Annotated in this window: 20 protein-coding genes; 6 read left to right on the top strand and 14 right to left on the bottom strand. The window is 64.7% G+C overall.

Annotated features, from left to right (window positions below):
- Position 1: 1 nt before the first annotated feature.
- The 5 genes from QW881_RS17505 to QW881_RS17485 form a co-directional block, all read right to left on the bottom strand.
- Positions 2-1,261 (bottom strand): extracellular solute-binding protein, encoded by a 1,260-nt coding sequence (locus QW881_RS17505; RefSeq protein WP_315755573.1) that lies wholly within the window; start codon positions 1,259-1,261, stop codon positions 2-4.
- A gap of 245 nt (positions 1,262-1,506) precedes the next feature.
- Positions 1,507-2,733, bottom strand: a complete 1,227-nt coding sequence (locus QW881_RS17500) for a threonine ammonia-lyase (RefSeq protein ID WP_315755574.1) — start codon at positions 2,731-2,733, stop codon at positions 1,507-1,509.
- A 117-nt stretch (positions 2,734-2,850) separates the two neighbouring features.
- A complete protein-coding gene (gene argC, locus QW881_RS17495) occupies positions 2,851-3,843 on the bottom strand; it encodes an N-acetyl-gamma-glutamyl-phosphate reductase (protein WP_315755575.1) in 993 nt (330 codons plus the stop codon).
- Positions 3,840-4,505: an FMN-binding negative transcriptional regulator gene (locus tag QW881_RS17490; RefSeq protein WP_315755576.1), complete on the bottom strand. Its 666-nt coding sequence runs from the start codon at positions 4,503-4,505 to the stop codon at positions 3,840-3,842. Before QW881_RS17490 ends, argC begins: the two co-directional genes overlap by 4 nt.
- A gap of 250 nt (positions 4,506-4,755) precedes the next feature.
- Positions 4,756-5,286, bottom strand: a complete 531-nt coding sequence (locus QW881_RS17485; RefSeq protein WP_315737817.1) for a DedA family protein — start codon at positions 5,284-5,286, stop codon at positions 4,756-4,758.
- Positions 5,287-5,556: 270 nt separating this feature from the next.
- On the opposite strand from QW881_RS17485, the gene parE reads away from it, so the two are divergent.
- The 4 genes from parE (at position 5,557) to QW881_RS17465 (ending at position 9,816) form a co-directional block, all read left to right on the top strand.
- Positions 5,557-7,620, top strand: coding sequence for a DNA topoisomerase IV subunit B (parE, locus tag QW881_RS17480; RefSeq protein WP_315755577.1), 2,064 nt, complete (start codon positions 5,557-5,559; stop codon positions 7,618-7,620).
- 238 nt (positions 7,621-7,858) lie between these two features.
- Positions 7,859-8,632, top strand: a complete 774-nt coding sequence (locus QW881_RS17475; RefSeq protein WP_315755578.1) for a porin family protein — start codon at positions 7,859-7,861, stop codon at positions 8,630-8,632.
- Positions 8,633-8,834: 202 nt separating this feature from the next.
- Complete coding sequence (locus QW881_RS17470; RefSeq protein ID WP_315712631.1) at positions 8,835-9,020, top strand: hypothetical protein; 186 nt, start codon at positions 8,835-8,837, stop codon at positions 9,018-9,020.
- A 28-nt stretch (positions 9,021-9,048) separates the two neighbouring features.
- Positions 9,049-9,816 (top strand): glucose 1-dehydrogenase, encoded by a 768-nt coding sequence (locus QW881_RS17465; protein WP_315755579.1) that lies wholly within the window; start codon positions 9,049-9,051, stop codon positions 9,814-9,816.
- An 8-nt stretch (positions 9,817-9,824) separates the two neighbouring features.
- Here QW881_RS17465 and QW881_RS17460 read toward each other — a convergent pair whose 3' ends face one another.
- Positions 9,825-11,324, bottom strand: coding sequence for a caspase domain-containing protein (locus tag QW881_RS17460; protein ID WP_409998965.1), 1,500 nt, complete (start codon positions 11,322-11,324; stop codon positions 9,825-9,827).
- Positions 11,325-11,820: 496 nt separating this feature from the next.
- Between QW881_RS17460 and QW881_RS17455 the strand changes: the two genes are divergently transcribed.
- Both QW881_RS17455 and QW881_RS17450 read left to right on the top strand, forming a co-directional pair.
- Positions 11,821-13,281, top strand: coding sequence for a DEAD/DEAH box helicase (locus QW881_RS17455; protein WP_315755582.1), 1,461 nt, complete (start codon positions 11,821-11,823; stop codon positions 13,279-13,281).
- A gap of 348 nt (positions 13,282-13,629) precedes the next feature.
- Positions 13,630-14,697 carry a diguanylate cyclase gene (locus tag QW881_RS17450; RefSeq protein ID WP_315737811.1) on the top strand — a complete coding sequence of 356 codons (1,068 nt, stop codon included), beginning with the start codon at positions 13,630-13,632 and terminating at the stop codon, positions 14,695-14,697.
- A gap of 34 nt (positions 14,698-14,731) precedes the next feature.
- Here the strand turns inward: QW881_RS17450 and QW881_RS17445 are convergent, their stop codons facing one another.
- From QW881_RS17445 to QW881_RS17410, 8 genes are all read right to left on the bottom strand, one after another.
- The gene (locus QW881_RS17445; protein ID WP_315755583.1) at positions 14,732-15,283 is read right to left on the bottom strand and encodes a TfoX/Sxy family protein; all 552 of its coding nucleotides are present in this window, start codon (positions 15,281-15,283) and stop codon (positions 14,732-14,734) included.
- Between the two features lie 117 nt (positions 15,284-15,400).
- On the bottom strand, positions 15,401-15,802 hold the full coding sequence (locus QW881_RS17440; protein WP_315737809.1) for an iron-sulfur cluster assembly accessory protein: 402 nt from the start codon (positions 15,800-15,802) through the stop codon (positions 15,401-15,403).
- 61 nt (positions 15,803-15,863) lie between these two features.
- Entirely contained in the window at positions 15,864-16,235 is a 372-nt protein-coding gene (locus QW881_RS17435) for an SUF system Fe-S cluster assembly protein (protein WP_315737808.1), read from the bottom strand.
- Positions 16,232-17,479 (bottom strand): cysteine desulfurase, encoded by a 1,248-nt coding sequence (locus tag QW881_RS17430; protein ID WP_315755584.1) that lies wholly within the window; start codon positions 17,477-17,479, stop codon positions 16,232-16,234. The genes QW881_RS17435 and QW881_RS17430 overlap by 4 nt, the downstream gene beginning before the upstream one ends.
- The gene (gene sufD / locus QW881_RS17425; protein WP_315755585.1) at positions 17,476-18,789 is read right to left on the bottom strand and encodes a Fe-S cluster assembly protein SufD; all 1,314 of its coding nucleotides are present in this window, start codon (positions 18,787-18,789) and stop codon (positions 17,476-17,478) included. The genes QW881_RS17430 and sufD overlap by 4 nt, the downstream gene beginning before the upstream one ends.
- Positions 18,790-18,811: 22 nt before the next feature.
- The gene (gene sufC / locus QW881_RS17420) at positions 18,812-19,564 is read right to left on the bottom strand and encodes a Fe-S cluster assembly ATPase SufC (protein ID WP_315712154.1); all 753 of its coding nucleotides are present in this window, start codon (positions 19,562-19,564) and stop codon (positions 18,812-18,814) included.
- Between the two features lie 113 nt (positions 19,565-19,677).
- The gene (gene sufB / locus QW881_RS17415) at positions 19,678-21,174 is read right to left on the bottom strand and encodes a Fe-S cluster assembly protein SufB (RefSeq protein WP_315755586.1); all 1,497 of its coding nucleotides are present in this window, start codon (positions 21,172-21,174) and stop codon (positions 19,678-19,680) included.
- A gap of 84 nt (positions 21,175-21,258) precedes the next feature.
- Positions 21,259-22,422 carry a cysteine desulfurase family protein gene (locus QW881_RS17410; RefSeq protein WP_315755587.1) on the bottom strand — a complete coding sequence of 388 codons (1,164 nt, stop codon included), beginning with the start codon at positions 22,420-22,422 and terminating at the stop codon, positions 21,259-21,261.
- Between the last annotated feature and the right edge of the window lie 76 nt (positions 22,423-22,498).

Here is a 22,498-nt window from a genome sequence, read left to right as displayed (position 1 = left end):
GTCAGTTGCCCTGCTTCCGCGCCGCCTCGATCGCCTTGGCGGCGTCCTGCGGGCTCATGCTGCCACCCGCGATCTCCGCGGAGACGTCGTTGACGACGCGACCGACCGAGGGGCCGAGGCTCTGGTCATAAAAGTTCTGGTGATAGTTCGACTTCGCCAGATTGGACGCGATCAGCTTCATGAAGGAGTTGTTGAGGCCGGCTTCAGCGCCCTGCACCACCGGGATGATGAAATTCCCTGCCGCCAGCCGTGTCTGCACATCTTTCGAGATGAAGTACTTCAGGAAATCGACCGCTTCCTTCGGCGAGCCCTTGGTGACCAGCCAGCCGGTGATGCCGCCGAGCGTATCCGTCGGCGCCCCCTTGCCGCCTTGCACGACCGGAAAATCGAACCAGCAGATCTTGTCCTCGCTCAACCCGACCTTGTCGGCAGCGAGCGCGCGCTGGAGATTGTAGACCGAGCTGATCGCCAGCGTCATCGCCGCCTTGCCATCGCCGAAATAACCGACCGCCTGCGGATTCTTGAAGCCAAGAAAGCCGTTCTGGAACGGCTGCAAATCGACGAGCTGCTTGAACAGCTCGCCTGATTTGACGAAGGTGTCGCCGGCAAAGCCGCCATTCTCGCCGCGCAGCGCCGCGTCGAATGCCGGCTTGCCGCCGATCCGCACCGCAAGATGCGTCCAGTAGAAATGCAGCGGCCATTTGTCGGCGCCGCCGACCACGATCGGGGTCACGCCGGCCGCCTTCAACGTCTTCACGGCGCTCAGCAGATCGTCCCAGCTCTTGATCGCCGAGGGATCGACCTTCGCCTTGGCCATCAGCTCCTTGTTGCAGACGAAGCCGACCTGCGACAGCGAGATCGGCAGGCCGTAGACGTGGCCGCTATCGGTGAATGCCGCGAGCGCCGCCGGAGTCACGCTGTCGCTGTAGCCTTTCACCTGCTCGGTGATGTCCTCGAGCACGCCAGCCTCGATCTGCGCCTTCAGGACACCGCCAGCCCAGCTGTAGATGATGTTCGGCCGGTCCTTGGATTGCAGGATGGTCGGCAGCTTGGCCTTGTAGGCCTCGTTCTCGAGGAACTGCATCTCGATCTTGACGCCCGGATGCGACGCCTCATAGGCGCGGGCCACCTCCTCCCAGATCTTCACCTGGGCCGGATTGACCTCGATATGCAGCCATTTCACGGTCGTATCGGCGCTCGCGGCGTTGGCCCAGAGCAGGCATGCGGCAGCGGCGAGTCCCAGCTTCGCGAGCAGTCTCATCACAATCCTCCCAACCGTCTTTTTGTTGCGGTAATCCTGTCCTCATTTTTTGAGGTACGCAACTGAAATTCTGACCGAGCAAACCTCAAACGCGTTCGCATTTGCGAACAGCCTCACGAGCAGACAGAGAGATTGCTAATTGGGCTGAGCAAGAATCGGCGGGCAGCCGCACGCGCCTTTCGCCTGGAAAATGCGGAGCGGACGTCTGCCGCACCGCGAAGGATCTGCTGGAGATCGCCTGACGCTCAGGTGCAGCGCGCCTTGAAATCGGCGGCAACAAGCTTCGCCATCACGTCGTTGAGATGCGCCTGATCGCGCGTCTCGATCACCAGCTCCAGCAAGGTCGCCTTCGCCGGCAGGTCCGAGAACGTTCGCTGATGCGACACCTCGATGATGTTGGCGCCGGCATCGGCGAGCAGGGTCGAGACGGCAGCGAGTTGTCCGGGACGATCGACGATGTCGATCGACAGCTGCGTCAGCCGCCCCTCGCGCGCCAGCTCGCGGGTGAGGACCGAGGCGATCAGCCGGGTGTCGATGTTGCCGCCGCTCAGCACCAGCCCGACATTGCGTCCGGCAAACTGCGCGGGGTGCGCGAGCACGGCAGCGAGACCGGCCGCGCCGGCGCCTTCGACGACCGTCTTCTCGATCGAGATCAGGGTGGCGAGCGCCCGCTCGATCTGCGGTTCGGTGACGAGCAGGATGTCGTCGACGAGATGGCGGATGATCTCGGTCGTGATCCGGCCCGGCGATTTCACCGCTATGCCCTCGGCGAGCGTGTCGCCGCGCATCGGCAGCTGACTGCTGCGGATGGCGTTGTACATCGACGGATAGAGTTCGGCCTGAACGCCGACGATGCGCAAGCCCGGCTTGATCGCGCGCGCCGCGACTGCCATGCCGGAGATCAGCCCGCCCCCGCCGATCGGCACCACGAGCGTATCGAGCTCGGGGACCACCGCGAGCATCTCCAGCGCCACCGTGCCCTGCCCCGCGATGATCAGCGGATCGTCGTAAGGATGGATCATGGTCATGCCGTGCGCCGCGCCGTGCTCCCGGGCGAACGCGCCCGCCTCCTCCAAGGTGGCGCCGGAAATCACGACCTCGGCGCCGTGCCGCTTGGTGTTCTCCACCTTCACCATCGGCGTGCCCACCGGCATCACGATGGTCGCGGGAATCCCGAGACGCCGCGCGTTGTAAGCGACGCCCTGCGCGTGGTTGCCGGCCGACATCGCGATCACGCCGCGTTCGCGCTGCTCGGCGGACAGCGCATTCAGCCGGTTCAGCGCGCCACGCTCCTTGAACGACGACGTGAACTGCAGGTTCTCGAATTTCAGCCAGACGTTGCAGCCGCAGATCTCGCCGAGCGTCCGGCTCTGGTTGCAGGCCGTCGCGAGCACGGCGCCACCGATGGTCTCAGCGGCGGCCCGCACATCGTTGACGGTGACGGGCAGCGCGTTCAGATCAGTGGCGGTCATGGGTCTGCCCATTCCTCAGCGTGCTTCATTGCACAGCGCAGCCGGCAGAACGCCGGCCGTCGCATGATGTTGCCGATCGTGCCGGCGCTTCCGCGACCGGATCGATCCAGATCGATCTCAGCTCCCGAGATCGGGCAGCCCGAGCATCAGCCGCATGTTCTGCACGGCCGCGCCCGACGCGCCCTTGCCGAGATTGTCGAGCCGCGCCACCAGCACCGCCTGGTGATGCTTGTCGCTGGCGAAGACGTAGAGCTCGAGTTCGTTGGTCTCGTTCAGCGCCTCCGGCTCGAGCCGGCCGCTCTTGGCCGCCGCGCCATCGAGCGGCATCACCGAGACGTATTTGCTGCCGGCATAGTGCTTCGCCAGGGCCGCCTGCAGGTCCGAGCCTGACGGCTTACCCGGCAGGGTGTCGAGTTGCAGCGGCACGGAGACCAGCATGCCCTGCCGGTAGTTGCCGACGGAGGGAATGAAGATCGGCCGCCGGGTCAGCCGCGAATAGAGCTGCAGCTCAGGCAGATGCTTGTGCTCGAGGCCGAGACCGTACAGCTCGAAGTTCGGCGCGGTGCCATTCTCAAAGGCCGCGATCATCGTCTTGCCGCCGCCGGAATAGCCGCTCACCGCGTTCACCGTGACGGGATAGTCCTGCGGCAGCAGGCCGGCATCGACCAGCGGCCGCAGCAGCGCGATGCCGCCGGTGGGATAGCAGCCGGGATTGGAGACCTTCCGTGCATTCCCGATCTTGTCGGCCTGGTCGGCGGCCAGTTCGGGGAAGCCATAGGCCCAGTCCGGCGCGACCCGATACGCGGTCGACGCGTCCAGCACCTTCGGCGCGGCATTTCCCATGCCGTCGATCAGCGCCACCGTCTCCTTGGCCGCATCATCCGGCAGGCAGAGGATGACGAGATCGACCTCCGCCAGCAGCGCCCGCTTGGCCGCTGGATCCTTGCGCTTGTCCTCGGCGATCGTCTTCACGACGATGTCCGGCTGGTGCCGGAGCCGCTCGGCGATTCCCAAGCCGGTCGTGCCCGAGCCGCCGTCGACGAACACGGCGCGCGCCGCAGCCCCGGAGGCGGTGTGGGCTTTCGGCAAGTTGCTATCGATCACGGTCATGACACGCTCCTTGAGGGGTGGGTTTCGCCGGCAAAGGCCTGGGGCCGCGCCTGCCGCATGAGAGACGATATCTGTTGCGAGCCGATGTCGGGCCGCTCGCCGAGCCGGGTTGCGACCGCCGCATAGTCGGCTTCGGACTTGTGCTGGTTGAGCTTGAAACTGCCTTCGACCTGGTCGATCGTCATCACGATGCCGATGATCGCCTTGCGCATCGCCTCCAGCCGGCCCGCGCTCATCTTGTCCGAGGTCCACGGCGTTTTCGGCAACAGCCTTTGCTCGAACTTGGCACTGACCGCATCCACCTGCTCTGCGAGCTCCGCCTCCGACAGGATGCGTGCCGGGCCGGTCAGATGCACTGCCTGATAAAGCCAGGTCGGCACCTGATCGGGCGAGACGTACCAGTCGGCCGACACATATGCATCGGCGCCGTTGACGGCGAGCAGCCACGGCGTCGCGCCGTCGGCGAGCTTCGCCAGCGGATTGCCGCGGGCGACGTGGAAGAACGCCTGCGGCGTGCCGTCGTTGAGCGCCCCGAGATGAAACGGCACGGAGGACGCGATCGGCTTGGTGCCGTCCGACGCGCACACAGTGCCGAAGCCGCGCGCGTCTGCAAAGCCGAGGCTCGCGGCGCGATCGGGCTTGAAGGGTGGTGGCGTGTACATCGGAAACTCCTGCTGGACGAAGGAGCCGCCTGATCAATCGCGCTGCAAGGAGAAAGTCTGCCGCGGGATTCGGATCCGGCGGCAGGGGCTGTGATCTAGACGCAGATCATCGCCCGTACCGCGGGGGTACGACGGCGCATTTCGGCGATCATGTTGGTCGCTGCGTTGATCATGGGGGCAGGCCTATAAGGCCGCCGGGTTCCTGCGTCAAGCTCGCAAGTCGGCCCGGCCCCCGGTTTTGGGGCTGGCATCAGACCGCATGCCACAGCCATTCCATGATGCGCCCGATGATGTCGCCGAACAGCAGCAGCACCGCCGACCACACCAGCGCCGACACGAAGTTGGCGATCTGGAACACCATGTAGGGCATCTCGAAAATGCCCGCCGCCAGCGGCACCGATGCGCGCAACGGGCCGAAGAACCGGCCGATGAAGATGCTCGGCACGCCCCAATCGCGCACGAAGGCCTCGCCGCGCGGAAGCATCTCCGGGTAGCGCGACAGTGGCCACATCTGGGCGACACGATCCTTGTAGCGATAGCCGAACCAATAGGAGAGCCAGTCGCCGAGCGCGGCGCCGATGCCCCCGGCCAGCCATATCGGCCAGAAGCTGATCCCGGTGGCGCCGATCAGGGCTCCGATCGCGACCAGGGCGCCCCAGGCAGGAATCAGGAGTGAGACAAAGGCCAGGGACTCGCCAAAGGCAAGCAGCAGGACGATCGGAGCAGCCCAGGCCTGATGGTCGCGCACGAAGTCGGCAACCGCGCGGCCAAAATCTTCCATCTGCTCGACGCCTTTCTGCTCCGGGGCGCTTAAGTGCTTGAAGGCCTTCGCGGTTCCCTGGCGCAGACTGGTACGCCACCGAACCCGCCCACTTCAAGTCACAACAACCGGCTGAACCGCGTGAACAGCGTCGATCCGGCGATCGGAACCGGCCAAGACGTGGCGGGCCGGTGAACGTCGTTGTTTCCCGGGTCATTGTTTTATGCCGGTCCATGGCATAGTCAGGCCCAACGATTCGTTCCATCTTGCGCACACGCAACATCAGATTCCATGGGTAAGCCGTTGAAATCAGCTGCAAAAGCCAAGGCCAAGGGCGTCACGGACCCGTTGGCGGCGTTCGCCGCAAAGGGCAAGGCTCCGGCCAAGCCAACCGCCCGCTCGGCGGGTGCCGAGGGCGATTACACTGCCCGTGACATCGAGGTCCTCGAGGGCCTGGAGCCGGTGCGGCGCCGCCCCGGCATGTATATCGGCGGCACAGACGAAAAGGCGCTGCACCACCTGTTCGCCGAGGTCATCGACAATTCGATGGACGAGGCGCTGGCCGGCCATGCCACCTTCATCGAAGTCGAGCTCGACGCCGAAGGCTTCCTCACCGTGACCGACAACGGCCGCGGCATTCCTATTGATCCCCATCCCAAATTTCCGAAGAAGTCGGCGCTCGAGATCATCATGTGCACCCTGCACGCGGGCGGCAAATTCGACTCCAAGGTCTACGAGACCTCGGGCGGCCTGCACGGCGTCGGCATCTCCGTGGTGAACGCGCTGTCGACCCGGCTCGAGGTCGAGGTTGCCCGCAACCAGAAGCTCTACCGCATGGTGTTCGAGCGAGGCCACCCGAAGGGCAAGCTCGAGGAGGTCGGCAAGGTCGCCAACCGGCGCGGCACACGGGTGCGTTTCCAACCCGACCCAACCATCTTCGGCGCCAAGGCGACGTTCAAGCCACAGCGCCTGTTCAAGATGGCGCGCTCGAAGGCCTATCTGTTCGGTGGCGTCGAGATCCGCTGGAAATGCGATCCGTCGCTGCTCAAGGGCATCGAGGACGTTCAGCCCGAGGCGACCTTCCACTTCCCCGGCGGCCTGAAGGACTATCTGGCCGCCGCGATCCATGCCGACACGCTGGTCCATCCGGATATCTTCGCCGGCAAGTCGGGCCGCACCGGTGGCCATGGCGGCTGCGAATGGGCGGTGGCCTGGACCGCGGACGCCGACGGATTCCTGTCCTCCTATTGCAACACGATTCCGACGCCCGACGGCGGCACGCACGAATCCGGCATCCGCAGCGCGCTGCTGCGTGGCCTGAAGGACCACGCCGAGCGCGTCGGCCAGGGCAAGCGCTCGGCCAACATCACCTCCGAGGACATCATGGCGGGCGCCGCCATCATGCTCTCGGTGTTCGTGCGCGAGCCGGAATTCCAGGGCCAGACCAAGGACCGTCTCGCTACCGCAGAGGCCCAGCGCATCGTCGAGCAGGCCGTCAAGGACCCGTTCGATCACTGGCTGTCCGGCAACCCGGTGCAGGCGAATCGCCTGCTCGACTTCGTCATCGAGCGCGCCGAGGACCGCATCCGCCGCCGCCAGGAAAAGGAGACGGCGCGCAAGACCGCGACCAAGAAGCTGCGCCTGCCTGGCAAGCTCGCCGACTGCACCGACGCCGGCACCGAGGGCTCCGAGCTGTTCATCGTCGAGGGCGATTCGGCCGGCGGCAGCGCCAAGCAGGCGCGCGACCGCAAGAAGCAGGCCGTGCTGCCGCTGCGCGGCAAGATCCTCAACGTGGCCTCGGCCGGCAAGGACAAGCTGACCGCCAACGCCCAGCTCGCCGATCTCGTGATGGCGATCGGCGCCGGCACCGGCACGTCGTATCGCGAAGAGGATCTGCGCTACCAGCGCATCATCATCATGACCGACGCCGACGTCGACGGCGCCCACATCGCCTCGCTGCTGATCACCTTCTTCTACCGGCAGATGCGGCCGCTGATCGACGAAGGGCATCTCTACCTCGCCGTGCCGCCGCTCTACCGGCTCACCCATGGCAGCAAGACGTTCTACGCGCGCGACGATGCCCATCGGGACGAGCTCCTGAAGCGCGAGTTCAATGCCAACGCCAAGGTCGAGATCGGCCGCTTCAAAGGTCTCGGCGAGATGATGCCGGCCCAGCTCAAGGAAACCACCATGGATCCGGCCAAGCGCACCCTGCTGCGCGTGGTTCTGCTGGCCGAGGATCGCGACGGCACCGCCGACTCGGTCGAGCGGCTGATGGGGACCAAGGCAGAGGCCCGCTTCGCCTTCATTTCGGAAAAGGCCGAATTCGCCAGCGACGAGCTGCTCGACGTCTAGCTTTTGACCCGATTTCACGCCTCGATTGCAGGTTCCATTCGCTCGCCTGGGCCTGCTTTTCTCTTTCTGTTTCAGTTGTTTACAGAAAGCTAAGGCGTCCCGCACCGCACTTTCCCCTCCGGTGTGGTCAACCGGCAACAGCTTTTGGGCACCAATCGGCTATAGTTCGGGCACATCTGGCGAGGGAATCGCCGCCGCAACCCGGCACCTGCGACATGACGATCTTGGGGAATTGAATATGAAAAAGCTTTTGCTTGCTGCCACTGCGCTGGTTGCGATCACGGGTGCCGCTTCGGCTGCTGATCTGGCGGCTCGCCCCTATGTGAAGGCTCCGATGATGCCGGTGGCGCCGAGCTGGACCGGCTTCTACATCTTCGGTGGTGCCGGCGGCGGCATCTGGGATGCAGACTCGCACACCAACTTCAACGGCGTGCCGGTGACGATCGATCAGCGCGTCGGCGGCGACGGCTGGTTCGGCACCGTCGGCGCGGGCTATGACTGGCAGGTCAACCCGACCTGGGTCTTCGGTGTGTTCGCTGACGGCCAGTTCGGCAGCCTGCGTGGCACCGTGCAGGATCAGTTCGCTGCCCTGACCGGCCGGATCAAGATGGAAACCGCCTGGGCCGCTGGCGCTCGCGTCGGCTACCTGGTTGCGCCGAACGTGCTGTCCTACGTCAACGCCGGCTACTCCGGTTCGCACTGGTCGGGCACCGGCCTGACCACCCTCACCGGCGCGGCGTCCGGCTTCCACACCGACTCGTTCAACCGCAATGGCTGGTTCGTCGGCGGCGGCGTCGAGAACAACCTGAACATCTTCGGCATCTCGGCGCCGGGCTGGTTCATGAAGACCGAATATCGCGCTGCCTATTACGACCGGAAGGACATCGCGGTCCGTACCGACGTCGGCAACCTCGTGACGACCGACTCCGTCAGCTTCAAGCCGTGGGTGCAGACCATCAGCACCTCGCTGGTCTACCGCTTCAACTGGACCGGCCCGGTCGTCAAGTACTGAGGCGAACGCACTCGGTCTTTCAATAATTCTGCGAAAAGCCCCGGTTGATCCGGGGCTTTTTGTTTTTGGCTCGGATATTGGCGGCTGGAGTCGCTGGTCATCTGCCGCGCCGGCCGCTAGCCTCCTCGTCACAAAACTTCACAAAAAAGACGGCAGCAGCGTTTCCGATGCTGTGACGCGGTCGATGAGGGAGGAAGTAGCCATGCGGAAATTCCTGATGATCGGCGGCCTGCTTCTGCTCGCCATCGGCCTGCTCTGGGTCGGTCAGGGCACCGGGGTGGTGGCATGGCCGCGGACGAGCTTCATGATCAACCAGCTGCAGTGGGCAGGTTACGGCGTCGGCATGGGTGCGCTCGGCCTGGTGATGATCTGGCAGGGCACCTGCTGATCTCTGACAACAACAATGGAGACACTGCATGGCGGGCCGTTTCGACCTGAGGGGCAAGGTTGCGATCGTGACGGGCGGCAACGGCGGAATTGGCCTGGGGATGGCACGCGGGCTTGCCGATGCCGGCGCTGACATCGCCGTGGTCGGCCGCAACGAAGCCAAGTCGAAGGCGGCAGTTGCCGATCTGGCGGCGCGCGGCGTCAACGCCATCGCCGTCACGGCCGACGTCAGCAACAAGGACGACGTCACCGCCATGGTCGCGCGCGTGACCGGCGAGCTCGGTCGCATCGACATCCTCATCAACAATGCCGGCATGAGCATCCGCAAGCCGCCGCACGTGCTCGAGCTGGAAGAGTGGCAGGAGGTGATCGACACCAATCTCACCAGCGCCTTCCTGTGCTCGAAGGCCGCCTACCCGGCCCTCAAGGCGAACGGCGGCGGCAAGATCATCAACATCGGCTCGATGCTGTCGATCTTCGGCGCCAGCTTCGCACCGGCCTATGCAGCCAGCAAAGGCGGAATCGTGCAGTATACGCGCGCCTGTGCCTGCGCCTGGGCGCCCGACAACATCCAGGTCAACGCGATATTGCCGGGCTGGATCGACACCGACCTGACGCGCGCGGCGCGCAGCCAGATCGACGGCCTGCACGACCGCGTGCTGGCGCGCACGCCCGCGGCACGCTGGGGCGACATCGACGACTTCGCCGGCATCGCCACGTTTCTGAGCTCATCGGCCTCGGACTTCGTCACCGGCACAGCCATTCCCGTCGACGGTGGCTATTCGATCATGGCGTAGCCGAGGCCTCAGCGTCGAAAGCTCTTGATCTCGGAGACGCTGCCGTCGCGATAGGTCAACTCCACCGAGACGAACTTCGTCGCCGGCGGCAATTTCAAATAGGGCGTGGAGTTGGATGGAATCGCAATGGGATCGCGCATGTCGCAGCCGGGCATGTTCAGGACCTTGTCCGGCACGGCCGTGTCGATACCGATGCGGACCTCGCGGATCGCGCAGCGATACGACATCAGGTGCGTGTAGTAGACCAGGAGACCGTTGAACTCGCGGAACGACAACCAGCTCGTCGCCGTCATGTCGAGGATCTTGCGCTGGTCACGCACCAGCGCGGCCTCCGGCTCGAAGCGGATCGGGAACGGTCCCTGCATCTCGCCGGATGCATCGACATAGCGGACCTGGATGGTGCCCGCGGGCGCATCCGCCGACAGCTGGATCGAGGGATTGGGCATGCGCTTGCGCGTGCGCGGATCGAGCACGTCCATGAAGCCGGTCTCGCGAAAGTCCCCTGCCTCACCCATGCGCCAGGAAATACCGAGCGTCGGATCGGCGATCGAGAACGTGACGGTCCAGCCGCCATTGTGGCGCGAGAACATCGCAATCGGTGCGTTCAGGCTCTCGTTCGCCGGCGGAATGCGCGGCGCCGAGACGGGAGGCAGCGCCGCGAGCTTCGGCTGCGGCTCGGCCGGCTTGTCGGCTGCAGCCGGTCCCTTCGCCATGCCGTTGAGAAACACATCGTCGACCATCTGGTCGAAATAGACCGGAATCTGCTTGTGCCGCACGGTATCGGCGAGCTCGCTGACCAGACGGCGGGTGCGCTGTGCGACCTGCACCAGATTGACGCCGGGCTGCGTGAGCTCCTTGGCGAAGGTGCGCGTGAACACCGAGTTCGGATTGGCGTCATCGTTGGAGAGCCGATCGAGCGCGGTCTGGCGCGGACCGGCTGAAAACACCGAGAACACGCCTTCGGGCAACTGCGTCATCGGCGCCAGGCCACCCCCGCCCGCCACCGCGCGGGTGCCCGAGCGCTCGAACGGATTGTTGCGGCAGGCGTCGAACACCAGGATCGAGGTGCGCGCCTTCTTGTTCTGCAGCCGCTCGATGACGCGGTCCGCGAGGATCGAGGCGTCGCGCACCAGCTCCTCCTGCCCTTCGGTCGCCGCCGGCACGTCGGTCGGCAGCAGGAAGTTCTGACCGGCAATCTCGAAGCCGTGGCCGGCATAGAAGAAGAATGCCGTGTCGCCCGGCTCGACGGCATTGTCGAACGCCAGCAGTGTCTGGCTGAACTGCTGGCGACTGAGATTCTCCGCGACCATGACATCGAAGCCGAGCTGTTTCAGCGTGTCGCCCATCGTGCGCGCGTCGTTGACGGCCTTCTGCAGCTTCGGAACATAGCGGTAGTCGTTGTTGCCGATCACGAGCGCAACGCGCTTCTCGGCATGCGCGGCGGCCGACGCCAGAACCACCGCCAGCATCGCCAGCCCGCACGCCAGCCACGTCCGCATCGATCTCATCGTCCGTCCCTGCCCTCATTGCGTGGGCTGCCGCCATCGATAGTCATCGATAGTCGGCGGCACGCCGCCACCGGTTCATCCCCGAGGCGCCCGCGGGCCGCTCCAACTCCCTGCCGAACACACGCCGCAATTCCGTCGACAATTCGACCAGAGCGCTTTCCGCCAGCCGGCCGGCCAGAGCTTCTGGAGCAGCCGAATACGACAGCTCGACGACAGGTTGCCCGCAAATAATGCAAAAACATTAAGCTTTTTCGGTACTTCGTTCCCCTCTTCCATTGACTTTGCAGGATTCGCCCCTATCTTCTGCAGCAGCGCGGCCGGATCGCATCCGATTCCTGAGAGATTGACCGCGGGTCGGCGTTAGTCAGAAAACCCCCAGCTTCCTTAGAGCATGCCGTTTCGGGGTTGAGCGCGACCACAGCCTTTTACCCCTCGATTCCTAACGGCGGCGTCGAACAGAGGCCCCGTGCCTATCGGCGCGTGACATAGAGGCTCGATGTCTTTTTCCAATCTCGGCTTGTCCGACAAGGTGTTGGCTGCAGTTGCGGCCACCGGTTACACCACCCCCACGCCCATTCAGGAACAAGCGATTCCTCATGTCCTGGCGCGCCGCGACGTGCTCGGCATCGCCCAGACCGGCACCGGCAAGACCGCCGCGTTCGTCCTGCCGATGCTCACGATCCTCGAGAAGGGCCGCGCCCGCGCACGAATGCCGCGCACCCTGATCCTGGAGCCGACCCGCGAGCTGGCCGCCCAGGTCAAGGAGAATTTCGATCGCTATGGCGCCGGGCAGAAGCTCAATGTCGCGCTCCTCATCGGTGGCGTCTCCTTCGGCGACCAGGACACCAAGCTGACCCGCGGGGTCGACGTCCTCATCGCCACGCCGGGCCGCCTGCTCGACCATACCGAGCGCGGCGGATTGCTGCTCACCGGGGTCGAGCTCCTGGTCATCGACGAAGCCGATCGCATGCTCGACATGGGCTTCATCCCGGACATCGAGCGCATCTGCAAGCTCGTCCCCTTCACCCGCCAGACGCTGTTCTTCACAGCAACCATGCCGCCGGAGATCCGGCGCATCACCGAAGCCTTCCTGCACAACCCGCAGAAGGTCGAGGTTTCCAAGCCCGCCACCACCGCCGTCACCGTGACGCAGTTGCAGGTCCCATCCGGACGCGAGGCGCATCAGAAGCGCGAGGTGCTGCGCAGGCTGTTGCGGGACGCCAAGGATCTGAAGAACGCAATCATCTTCTGCAACCGCAAGCGCGACGTTGCCATCGTTCACAAGTCGCTGCAGAAGCATGGCTTCAGCGTCGGCGCCCTGCACGGCGACATGGACCAGTCGGCCCGCACGGCCGCGCTCGATCAATTCCGCAAGGGCGAACTGCCCTTGCTCGTCGCCTCCGACGTCGCCGCACGCGGCCTCGACATTCCGGAAGTCAGCCACGTCTTCAATTTCGACGTGCCGCATCATTCCGACGACTACGTTCACCGCATCGGCCGCACCGGCCGTGCCGGACGGACCGGCACCGCAATCTCGATCGTGGCCCCGGCCGACCAGAAGTCGATGGTTGCCATCGAGAAGCTGATCGGACAGGGCATTCCGACGATCGAGGGCGACTACGAGGTGCAGGAATCCTCGGGCGACGAGGACACGCGTGAGCGCCGTCCGCGTGACGCCGCGCGTCGCGGCAGCCGCGGCAAGGCGCGGGAGCGCGATGCGGCCCCTCGCGAGCGTGATGCAGCCCCGCGCGAGCGTGAGCCGCGGGCGGCAGCGCCGCGCGCCGCACAGGCAAATTCTCCTCGGCCTGCCGCGCCGAGCGCTCGCAAGGAACAGCCTCGTAACGAACAGCCTCGCAATGAAGCGCGGCGGCCGCGGCGCGACCTCGACAACGAGCCCGCTGATCACTCACATCTGCCGGCGTTCCTGCTTCGCCCGGTGAGGGCACCGCTTCCCTGAGCAAGCAAGATTCCGGGCTGTTCCAAAGGCGGTCGCCCGGAACGTCGCGTCAGCAAAAAGATCAGCTGCCGCTTCCGTCAGACATGAGACCTAAGTCGACGACAGCGCTGAGCTATCAGCGAGGCGCACACCCGAGCGAACAGCTCCAGCCCGCTTCAGCAAGTTCCCAGAAGCGTCCTATGTAGCTTATTGAACATACGAGGTGACGTTCCCGTATGCGTGGCTTGGGCGTATCCGGGACTCTACGGCCGTATTTACCCCTGGTTCACAAACGTCCTTTAGCTTGGCCGGCATTGTTTATTTCATTGCTGTGACGACGGCGACGCGGGCGGTTGGGGAGAACCTGTGGTGGTCAATGCGCTTGACGAACACGAACGCACGATAGGCTTCGCCGAAGTCGCGCTCAGCCAGATCAGAACGCTTCGCCATTCGGCCAATCCGCGCAATTACGAGGTCTGGTACGTCTACGCGACGGGCTACAACGCACCGCTGAACGAGATCATCAACGAGACGCTGTCGCGCAACGGCAAGCTGTCGCAGTCCGATCTCGATCAGCTCTACGACTCCTACCTCGCGCAGCTCAAGACGTCGGATCGCATCGACAAGGTCGGCGCGCGCGTCGTCGGCGAGATCGACGACCTGGTGAACATGCTCACCGATGCTCTCGGCAGAACGGCGAGCTACGATGCGAGCCTCGCGGGCGCCGATCAGCGGCTCGCGTCGGCGACCAGCCGCGAGCAATTGGTGGACATCATCGAGGCGCTCACCGATTCGACCAGGCAGATGCGCGAGACCAACCGGATCCTCGAAGAGCGGTTGACGCTGTCGAAGGATGAGATCAGCGGGCTGCAGCATAGCCTGGAGGTGATCCGGGCCGAGAGCCTGACCGATCCGCTCACCGGCCTCGGCAATCGCAAATATTTCGACCGGATGATCGAAACGACGGTGCAATCGGGGCTAGCGACCCAACAGCCGCTATCGCTGCTGATGTTCGACATCGACCATTTCAAGTCCTTCAACGATTCCTACGGACATCTCACCGGAGACCAGGTGCTGCGCCTGGTCGGAATGACCCTGAAGCACGCCATCAAGGGGCAGGACATCGCGGCGCGCTACGGCGGCGAGGAATTCGCCGTCGTGCTGCCGAACACCTCGCTGCAGCACGCGCTGACAGTCGCCGATCACATCCGCCGCGCCGTGACGGCGAAGGAGCTGAAGAAGAAGTCGACCGGGGAGATCCTGGGACGTGTGACGATCTCGGTCGGCGTGTCGCTGCTGCGGGCCGGCGACGATACCGATACGCTGATCGAACGCGCCGACGCCTGCCTCTATGCCGCCAAACGCAACGGGCGCAACAAGGTGGTGTGCGAGAACGATCCCGAATACGCGACGACGACGCGAGGTCGGGTGGCCTGACTGCGACGGTGCCGGCGTTGCCCCGGCAGCAGCATCAACGCGTCCGCGATGATGGCGTGCGAGATTTCTGTCGGCCCGACGCTGCTGCCGCACTGCGCGTCTTGCGACCTGCCGCGGGCGCTTTGCGGATCGTCTTGGCGACCTTCCGCGTCTTGGCCGGCTTGGCCGTTTTCGCCGCTGGCTTGGTCGCACCGGGCTGCCCCCCACCACGTGCCGGACCCTGCTCGCGCCCGCGGCGAGATGCCGCCCGCTTCCTGGTCTGCTTGCTCAGGGCCGCTCTTTGCGCCGCTGCAAACGCATCTCTGGCCCATATCGCGAACTCGTCGGAGTCGTCGAACAGATGCGCCGGCACTTGCCAATACGAGCGCACCGTCATGGTCCGCGCGCGGGTCTCGTAGGAGAACGGCTTGGATCCGGCCTCCTCGAACCTGGCAAAGCTGGTTTCATCAGCACGGAGATAGAGGCCGCTGCGCAGCGCAAGCGCGAAGTTGATGCCGTCGGCGGAGATGCCGAAGCCGGAGAACATCCGCCGGATTGTGACCGGACCGAAACCGGCGAACAGATCGATCAGGAATTCGCGGTCCATCGCACCAGCTCTCGCCAACGCCCCAGTTGCTCGCCTGGAGTTTTCGGTCGAGAGGGTGGCGCGTGTCAATGTCCGGAACGCGACAGCTCCGGTGCCGCCCTGGCTGAAAGCGGACGATCAGACCTCGGCCGGTTTGAGCTGAACCGACTCGCCGCAGCCGCAGGCGCTGATCTGGTTCGGATTGTTGAACACGAACTGCGCCTGCATCTTGTCGGCCTGATAGTCCATCTCGGTGCCGAGCAGGAACAGCACGGCCTTGGGATCGACCAGGATCTTGACGCCCTTGTCCTCGACGACCTCGTCGGTCGGCCGGATATCATGGGCATATTCGACCGTGTAGGACTGACCGGCGCAGCCGCCATTCTTGACACCGACACGCAATCCGATGATCTCGGACTCGGCGCGATCAGTGAGCTCACGGATGCGCCTGGCCGCCGCATCGGTGAGCCGCATCACCTGCGGACGGGGCCGCGGCTTGGGCTTGGCAACAGGCGCTGTCGAATTCGTCGTGCTGGTCATGGCGTCATCCCGGCGGGGTATGTGATCCGCCCTTACTATTCAAACTTCGTGCCCGCTCGTCTCACCACATGTTCAGGACGAGCCGGGCCTCGTCGCTCATCCGGTCCGGCGTCCATTGCGGCTCCCAGACGATGCTCACATTGACCACGCCGACGCCCGGAACGCTGGCGATCGCGTTTTCAACCATGGTCGGCAACTCGCCGGCCGCCGGGCAGTTCGGCGTCGTCAGCGTCATCAGGACGTCGACGCTGCGATCGTCCTTGATGTCGACCTTGTAGATCAGGCCGAGTTCGTAGATGTCGGCCGGGATCTCCGGATCGAACACCGTCTTCAGCGCCGCGATGATCTCGGTGGAGAGCCGCTCGGTCTCCTCCGGCGGCAGCGCCGAATGGGTTTCGACAGTCTGAGTTTTGACGTCGGCCGTGTCGGTCATGCAAACAATTCCCGCGCCTTGATCAATGCCTGTGCAAGCTGATCGACCTCTTCCCTCGTATTGTACATGCCAAACGAGGCCCTGCAGGTCGCCGTGACGTTGAATCTCTCCAAAAGCGGCATCACGCAGTGCGTGCCCGCGCGCACCGCGACGCCCTGGCGATCGATCACGGTCGCGATGTCGTGCGCGTGCGCGCCCTTCATCTCGAACGAGATGACCGGGCCCTTGCCCTTGGCGGTGCCGATCAGCCGCAGCGAATTGATCTCGCGCAGCCGATCCTGGGCATAGGTGAGCAGGTCGTGCTCGTGCGCGGCGATGCGCTCCTTGCCGACCGAATTGACGTAATCGATCGCCGCGCCCAGCCCGACCGCCTCGACGATCATCGGGGTGCCGGCCTCGAATTTGTGCGGCGGATCGCCATAAGTGACCCAGTCGCGCGCGACCTCGCGGATCATCTCACCGCCGCCATTGTAGGGGCGCATGGCAACGAGGTGGTCATACTTGGCGTAGAGCACGCCGATGCCGGTCGGCCCGTACAGCTTGTGGCCGGTGAAGACATAGAAGTCGCAATCGATGTCCTGGACATCGATTGCGAGGTGCACGGCGGCCTGGCTGCCGTCGACCAGCACAGGGATGCCGCGCGCATGCGCTGATCGCACGACCTCCTTCACCGGAACCAGCGTGCCCAGCATGTTCGACATCTGCGTGATCGCGACCAGCTTGGTCCTGTCCGTCAGCAGCTTCTCGAACTCGTCGATCAGGAAGTTGCCGTCATCGTCGACCGGAGCCCACTTGATCACGGCGCCCTGGCGCTCGCGCAAGAAGTGCCACGGCACGATGTTGGAATGGTGCTCCATGATCGAGAGCACGATCTCGTCGCCTTCACCGATGTTCGGTCCGCCCCAGGAGGATGCGACGAGGTTGATCGCCTCGGTCGCGTTGCGGGTGAAGATGATCTCTTCACTGCGCCGCGCGTTGAGGAAGCGCGTGACACGCTCGCGGCCGCCCTCATAAGCTTCGGTCGCGGCATTGGCGAGATAATGCAGGCCGCGATGCACGTTGGCGTATTCGCTGGTGTAGGCCTGCGTCATGCGGTCGAGCACGGCGCGCGGCTTCTGCGCCGACGCCGCATTGTCGAGATAGACGAGCGGCTTGCCGTAGACCTGCAGCGCCAACGCCGGAAAATCTTCGCGGATGCGGGCGACGTCGTAGGAGCCGTTTGAGACAGCGGGATGCGTGCTCATGCGCGCGCCTCCATCCAGTCCTGGGCGGCGGCGATGACGCGCTCGCGCAGGCCATCATCCTCGATCGCCTCGATCGCCTCACCGACGAAGGCCTGGATCAGTAGCGCCTGCGCCTGCTTCTCGGGCAGGCCGCGGGCGCGCAGATAGAACAGCAGGCTTTCGTCGAGCGCGCCGGCAGTGGCGCCGTGGCCGCAGGAGACGTCGTCGGCGAAGATCTCGAGCTCCGGCTTGCTGTCGGCCTCGGCCTCGTCGGACAGCAGCAGCGCCCGCGTCATCATCTTGCCGTCGGTCTGCTGCGCGTGGGGGCGGACGATGATGCGGCCCTGGAACACGGAATGAGCGCGATCGTCGAGCACCGCGCGGAAGTTTTCGCGGCTGGTGCAGCCCGGCACCGCGTGGTCGACGACGAGCGTCAGGTCGCCATGCTGCTTGTCACGCAGCAGGTTGACGCCGTTGACGATCAGCTCGCTGCCTTCGCCCTTGAAAGTAATGAAGCCCTGCAGACGACTGACGGCGCCGCCTGTCGTCATATTGAAGAGATTGAGTTTCGACCGCGCACCGACCTGGTACTTGGCTGAAGTGATGTTAACGGCGTCCCCGGCATCGCGCATCAGGCGAATGGTGGACAGCGCAGCGTCATCACCGAGGGAGACGACCACGGCGTCATTGGCCTGATAGCCTGAGGCACCATCGGCGGCGATCGCGCTTTCGATCAAGGTGGCCTGCGCGCCGTTCCCCACCGAAAGATGTGAGCGACTGGCACGCGATGCTTGCGATGCTGTCGCGATGTGAATGATCTGCAACGGATGCGAGAGTTTTGCACCGTCCGCCACGGAGATCAGGACTCCGTCGGTCGCAAGCGCCCCGTTCAACAGGACCATCGCATCGTTGACAGTCGTCTCCAGCAGCCGCTCGCTGCCGACGCTCTGCAACGCTTCGCGAAGCGCGTGAACCTTGACACCATCCTCGGAGGCCGAAATATCCGAGAGCTCCGCCACGAACACGCCGTCGACCAGCACCAGCTTCCGAGCACCCTCGACGGCAACAGAAGCCAGCACGGCTTTTGCCCGCGCCAGCGCCGCCGCGTCCGGCGCGCCTGCCAGCGGCAGCATCTCGCGCATCAGCGCACGCAGGTCGGTGTACTTCCATTCCTCGATACGACGGTGCGGCAGGCCGGTGCGCTCGAAAGCCGAGAAGGCTTCGCGCCGGATATCGGCCACCTTGCCGGTGCCGGGCAGACGGCCCCAAGCGGCAGAGAGCAAGCTGCTCGCCGCCGGACCGCTGTCGTTCTTGACCAAAGCTACGTTCATCACAGATCCATTCACGCAGCGATCAGGCTGCGTCTTCGAACTGGGCGTAACCGGACGCCTCGAGCTCCAGCGCGAGCTCCTTGCCGCCGCTCTTCACGACGCGGCCCTTCGACATCACGTGAACGACGTCGGGCACGATGTAGTTCAACAGTCGCTGATAGTGAGTGATCACGATCATCGAGCGTTCCGGCGAGCGCAGCGCGTTGACGCCGTCGGCGGCAATGCGCAGCGCATCGATGTCGAGACCGGAATCCATCTCGTCGAGGATGCACAGCGACGGCTGGAACAGCGCCATCTGCAGCACCTCGTTGCGCTTCTTCTCGCCGCCGGAAAAGCCGACATTGACGCCGCGCTTGAGCATGTCCTGCGGAATGCTGAGCGATTTCGAGATCTCGCGCACCTTCCTGAGGAAATCCGGCGTCGAATACTCCTCCTCGCCGCGCGCCTTGCGCTGCGCGTTGAGCGCGGTGCGCAGGAACGTCATGGTCGCGACGCCTGGAATCTCGACCGGATACTGGAACGCCAGGAACACGCCCTTGGCGGCGCGCTCGTCCGGCGCCATCGCCAGGAGATCCTCGCCCTTGAACAGGATCTCACCGCCGGTGACCTCATAGCCCGGCTTACCGGCGATGACATGGGAGAGCGTCGACTTGCCGGAGCCGTTCGGCCCCATGATGGCGTGCACCTTGCCGGCGTCGATCGAAAGCGTCAGGCCGTGGAGAATCTCGCGCTCCTCGACACGGACCTGCAGGTTGTTGATTTCGAGTAGTGCCATAATCTGTTTCCGCTCAACGCTTGCCCTGGAGCAACCGATCGATCGGGTCCGAGGGCGGATGATGTTGATGTCAGCAAGAGCGGGCCGCGCCGCGGACCCGCTCCCATGTGGTCTTAGCCGACCGATCCTTCGAGGCTGATCGAGATCAGCTTCTGCGCCTCGACCGCGAACTCCATCGGCAGCTGCTGCAGCACGTCCTTGACGAAGCCGTTGACGACGAGGCCGACCGCCTCCTCCTGCGAAAGGCCGCGCTGGACGCAGTAGAACAGCACGTCCTCGGAGATCTTGGACGTGGTCGCCTCGTGCTCGAAAGTGGCCGAGGAATTCTTGGCCTCGATATAGGGCACGGTGTGCGCGCCGCACTTGTCGCCGATCAGCAGCGAATCGCAGGCGGTGAAGTTGCGCGCACCGGACGCCTTGCGATGCGCTGTCACCAGGCCGCGATAGGTGTTCTGCGAGCGGCCTGCGGCGATGCCCTTGGAGATGATCCGGCTGGTCGTGTTCTTGCCGAGATGGATCATCTTGGTGCCGCTATCGACCTGCTGATAGCCGTTCGAGATCGCGATCGAATAGAATTCACCACGGGAATTGTCGCCGCGCAGGATGCAGCTCGGATATTTCCAGGTGATCGCCGATCCCGTCTCGACCTGGGTCCACGAGATCTTGGAATTGTTTCCACGGCAGTCGCCACGCTTGGTGACGAAATTGTAGATTCCGCCGACACCTTCCGAATTGCCCGGATACCAGTTCTGCACCGTCGAGTACTTGATCTCGGCGTCATCGTGCGCGATCAGCTCGACCACGGCCGCATGCAGCTGGTTCTCGTCGCGCTGCGGCGCGGTGCAGCCCTCGAGATAGGAAACGTAGGCGCCCTTGTCGGCGATGATCAGCGTGCGCTCGAACTGGCCGGTATTGCGCTCGTTGATGCGGAAGTAGGTCGACAGCTCCATCGGGCAGCGCACGCCCGGCGGCACGTAGACGAACGAGCCGTCGGAGAACACCGCCGAATTCAGCGTTGCATAGAAATTGTCCGAGGTCGGCACCACGCTGCCGAGATATTTCTGTACGAGCTCAGGATGCTCGCGGATGGCTTCCGAGATCGGCATGAAGATCACGCCGGCCTTCCTCAGCTCCTCCTTGAACGTGGTCGCGACCGACACCGAATCGAACACGGCATCGACCGCGATCTTGCGCGTCTCGGGGCTGCCGGCGCCGGGCACCGGCTCGACGCCTTCGAGGATCGCAACCTCGCGCAGGGGAATGCCGAGCTTCTCATAGGTCTTCAGGATCTCAGGATCGATCTCGTCGATCGAGGAGAGCTGCTTCTTCGGCTTCGGCGCCGAGTAGTAGTAGAGATCTTGGAAATCGATCTTGGGATAGTCGACGCGCGCCCAGGTCGGCTCGGTCATGGTCAGCCAGCGGCGATAGGCCTCGAGGCGCCATTCGAGCATCCAGGCGGGCTCGTTCTTCTTGCCCGAGATGAAGCGGACGGTGTCTTCGGAAAGGCCCTTCGGAGCCTTCTCGGATTCGATGACGGTCTCGAACCCATAGCGATATTGGTCGACGTCGATCCGCCTGACGCGGTCGACCGTCTCTTGTACGGCTGGCATTCCATCCTCCGCTCGCGGTTTCAAGGACCGCGGTGGACACATTCTGGAACCGTCTTACGACGTTTCGTCGACGAAATCACGCCCTTAGAATCGCTCAAGCACGGTTTCGTCGCCTCCTTTAAGTAGGGTCAATGACAGCTTTCGCCAAGCCTGGACGCAACGATCGACCTCCGCCTCCGTGGTGGACCAGCCCAGACTGAGGCGCACCGCTCCCTGGGCCGCTGCGGAACTGGCGCCCATCGCTTCGAGCACATGGGACGGCTGGACCTTGCCGGACGAGCACGCCGAGCCGGAAGACACCGCGATCCCTTCGAGATCGAAGCCGATCACGGCCGTCTCGGCCTTGAGCCCCGGTGCGGTGAACAGCGTCGTGTTCGGAAGCCGCGCCGTTTCGGACGAAAATACCGTCACGCCAGCGGTCTGACGAAGGCCTGCTTCCAGCCGGTCGCGCAGCGCCGTGATCCGGGTCAGGTCCACCTCGCGCGAAGCCAGGGCAGCGCCGGCCGCAGCGCCAAATCCGGCAATTCCGGCCACGTTTTCGGTTCCAGCCCGGCGACCGCGCTCCTGGCCGCCGCCGCGGAGAACCGGAATCGGCTCCTCCACGCCGGCGCCCAGGACCAGCGCGCCGACCCCCTTGGGTCCGCCGATCTTGTGCGCAGAGATGGTCACAAGGTCCGCGCCCATCTGCTTGATATCGAGGGGTATTTTCCCGAATGCCTGAATCGAATCGACGTGCAGCACGCCGCCCGCCTGGTGCACCATCTCGGCGACTTTCGAAACCGGTTGAAGCACCCCGGTCTCGTTGTTGGCGGCCATGACGGACACCAGCGCCGGCGGCCCGCCGGCGAGCAGGGCTTCCAGGCGGCCGAGATCGACCACGCCGGAGGAGTCGACCGGGATCGTCTGCACTACTGATGGCGCGAACCGGCCGCCGGCCAGCACCGAGGCATGCTCGACCGCAGACACCAGCAGCCGCTCGACCGGGCCGGCCGGCGCGCGCAGGCCTGGGCTCAAGGCGAGCACATTGGCCTCGGTTCCGCCGGAAGTGAACACCACGCGGCGCGCGACGGTGCCGAGCCCCCGGGCGATCACCTCGCGGGCCTCCTCCGTCAGCCGCCGCGCCTTGCGGCCTTCGGCGTGAACCGACGAGGGATTGCCGACCAGATCCATGGCGGCGAGAATCGCCGCGCGCGCTTGCGGTCGCAGCGGGGTCGTCGCATTCCAGTCGAGATAGATCCTGTCCGCCATGGCTCGTTCTTATCAACTCGGGCCACGAACGACCATCGCTCGCCCGCGCCATGATGATGCGCGACGGCCAGCGTGA

Source organism: Bradyrhizobium sp. SZCCHNS3016, assembly GCF_032484535.1.
In the GTDB taxonomy this organism is placed as follows: Bacteria; Pseudomonadota; Alphaproteobacteria; order Rhizobiales; family Xanthobacteraceae; genus Bradyrhizobium.
This window is presented reverse-complemented; position numbering and strand designations above follow the sequence as displayed.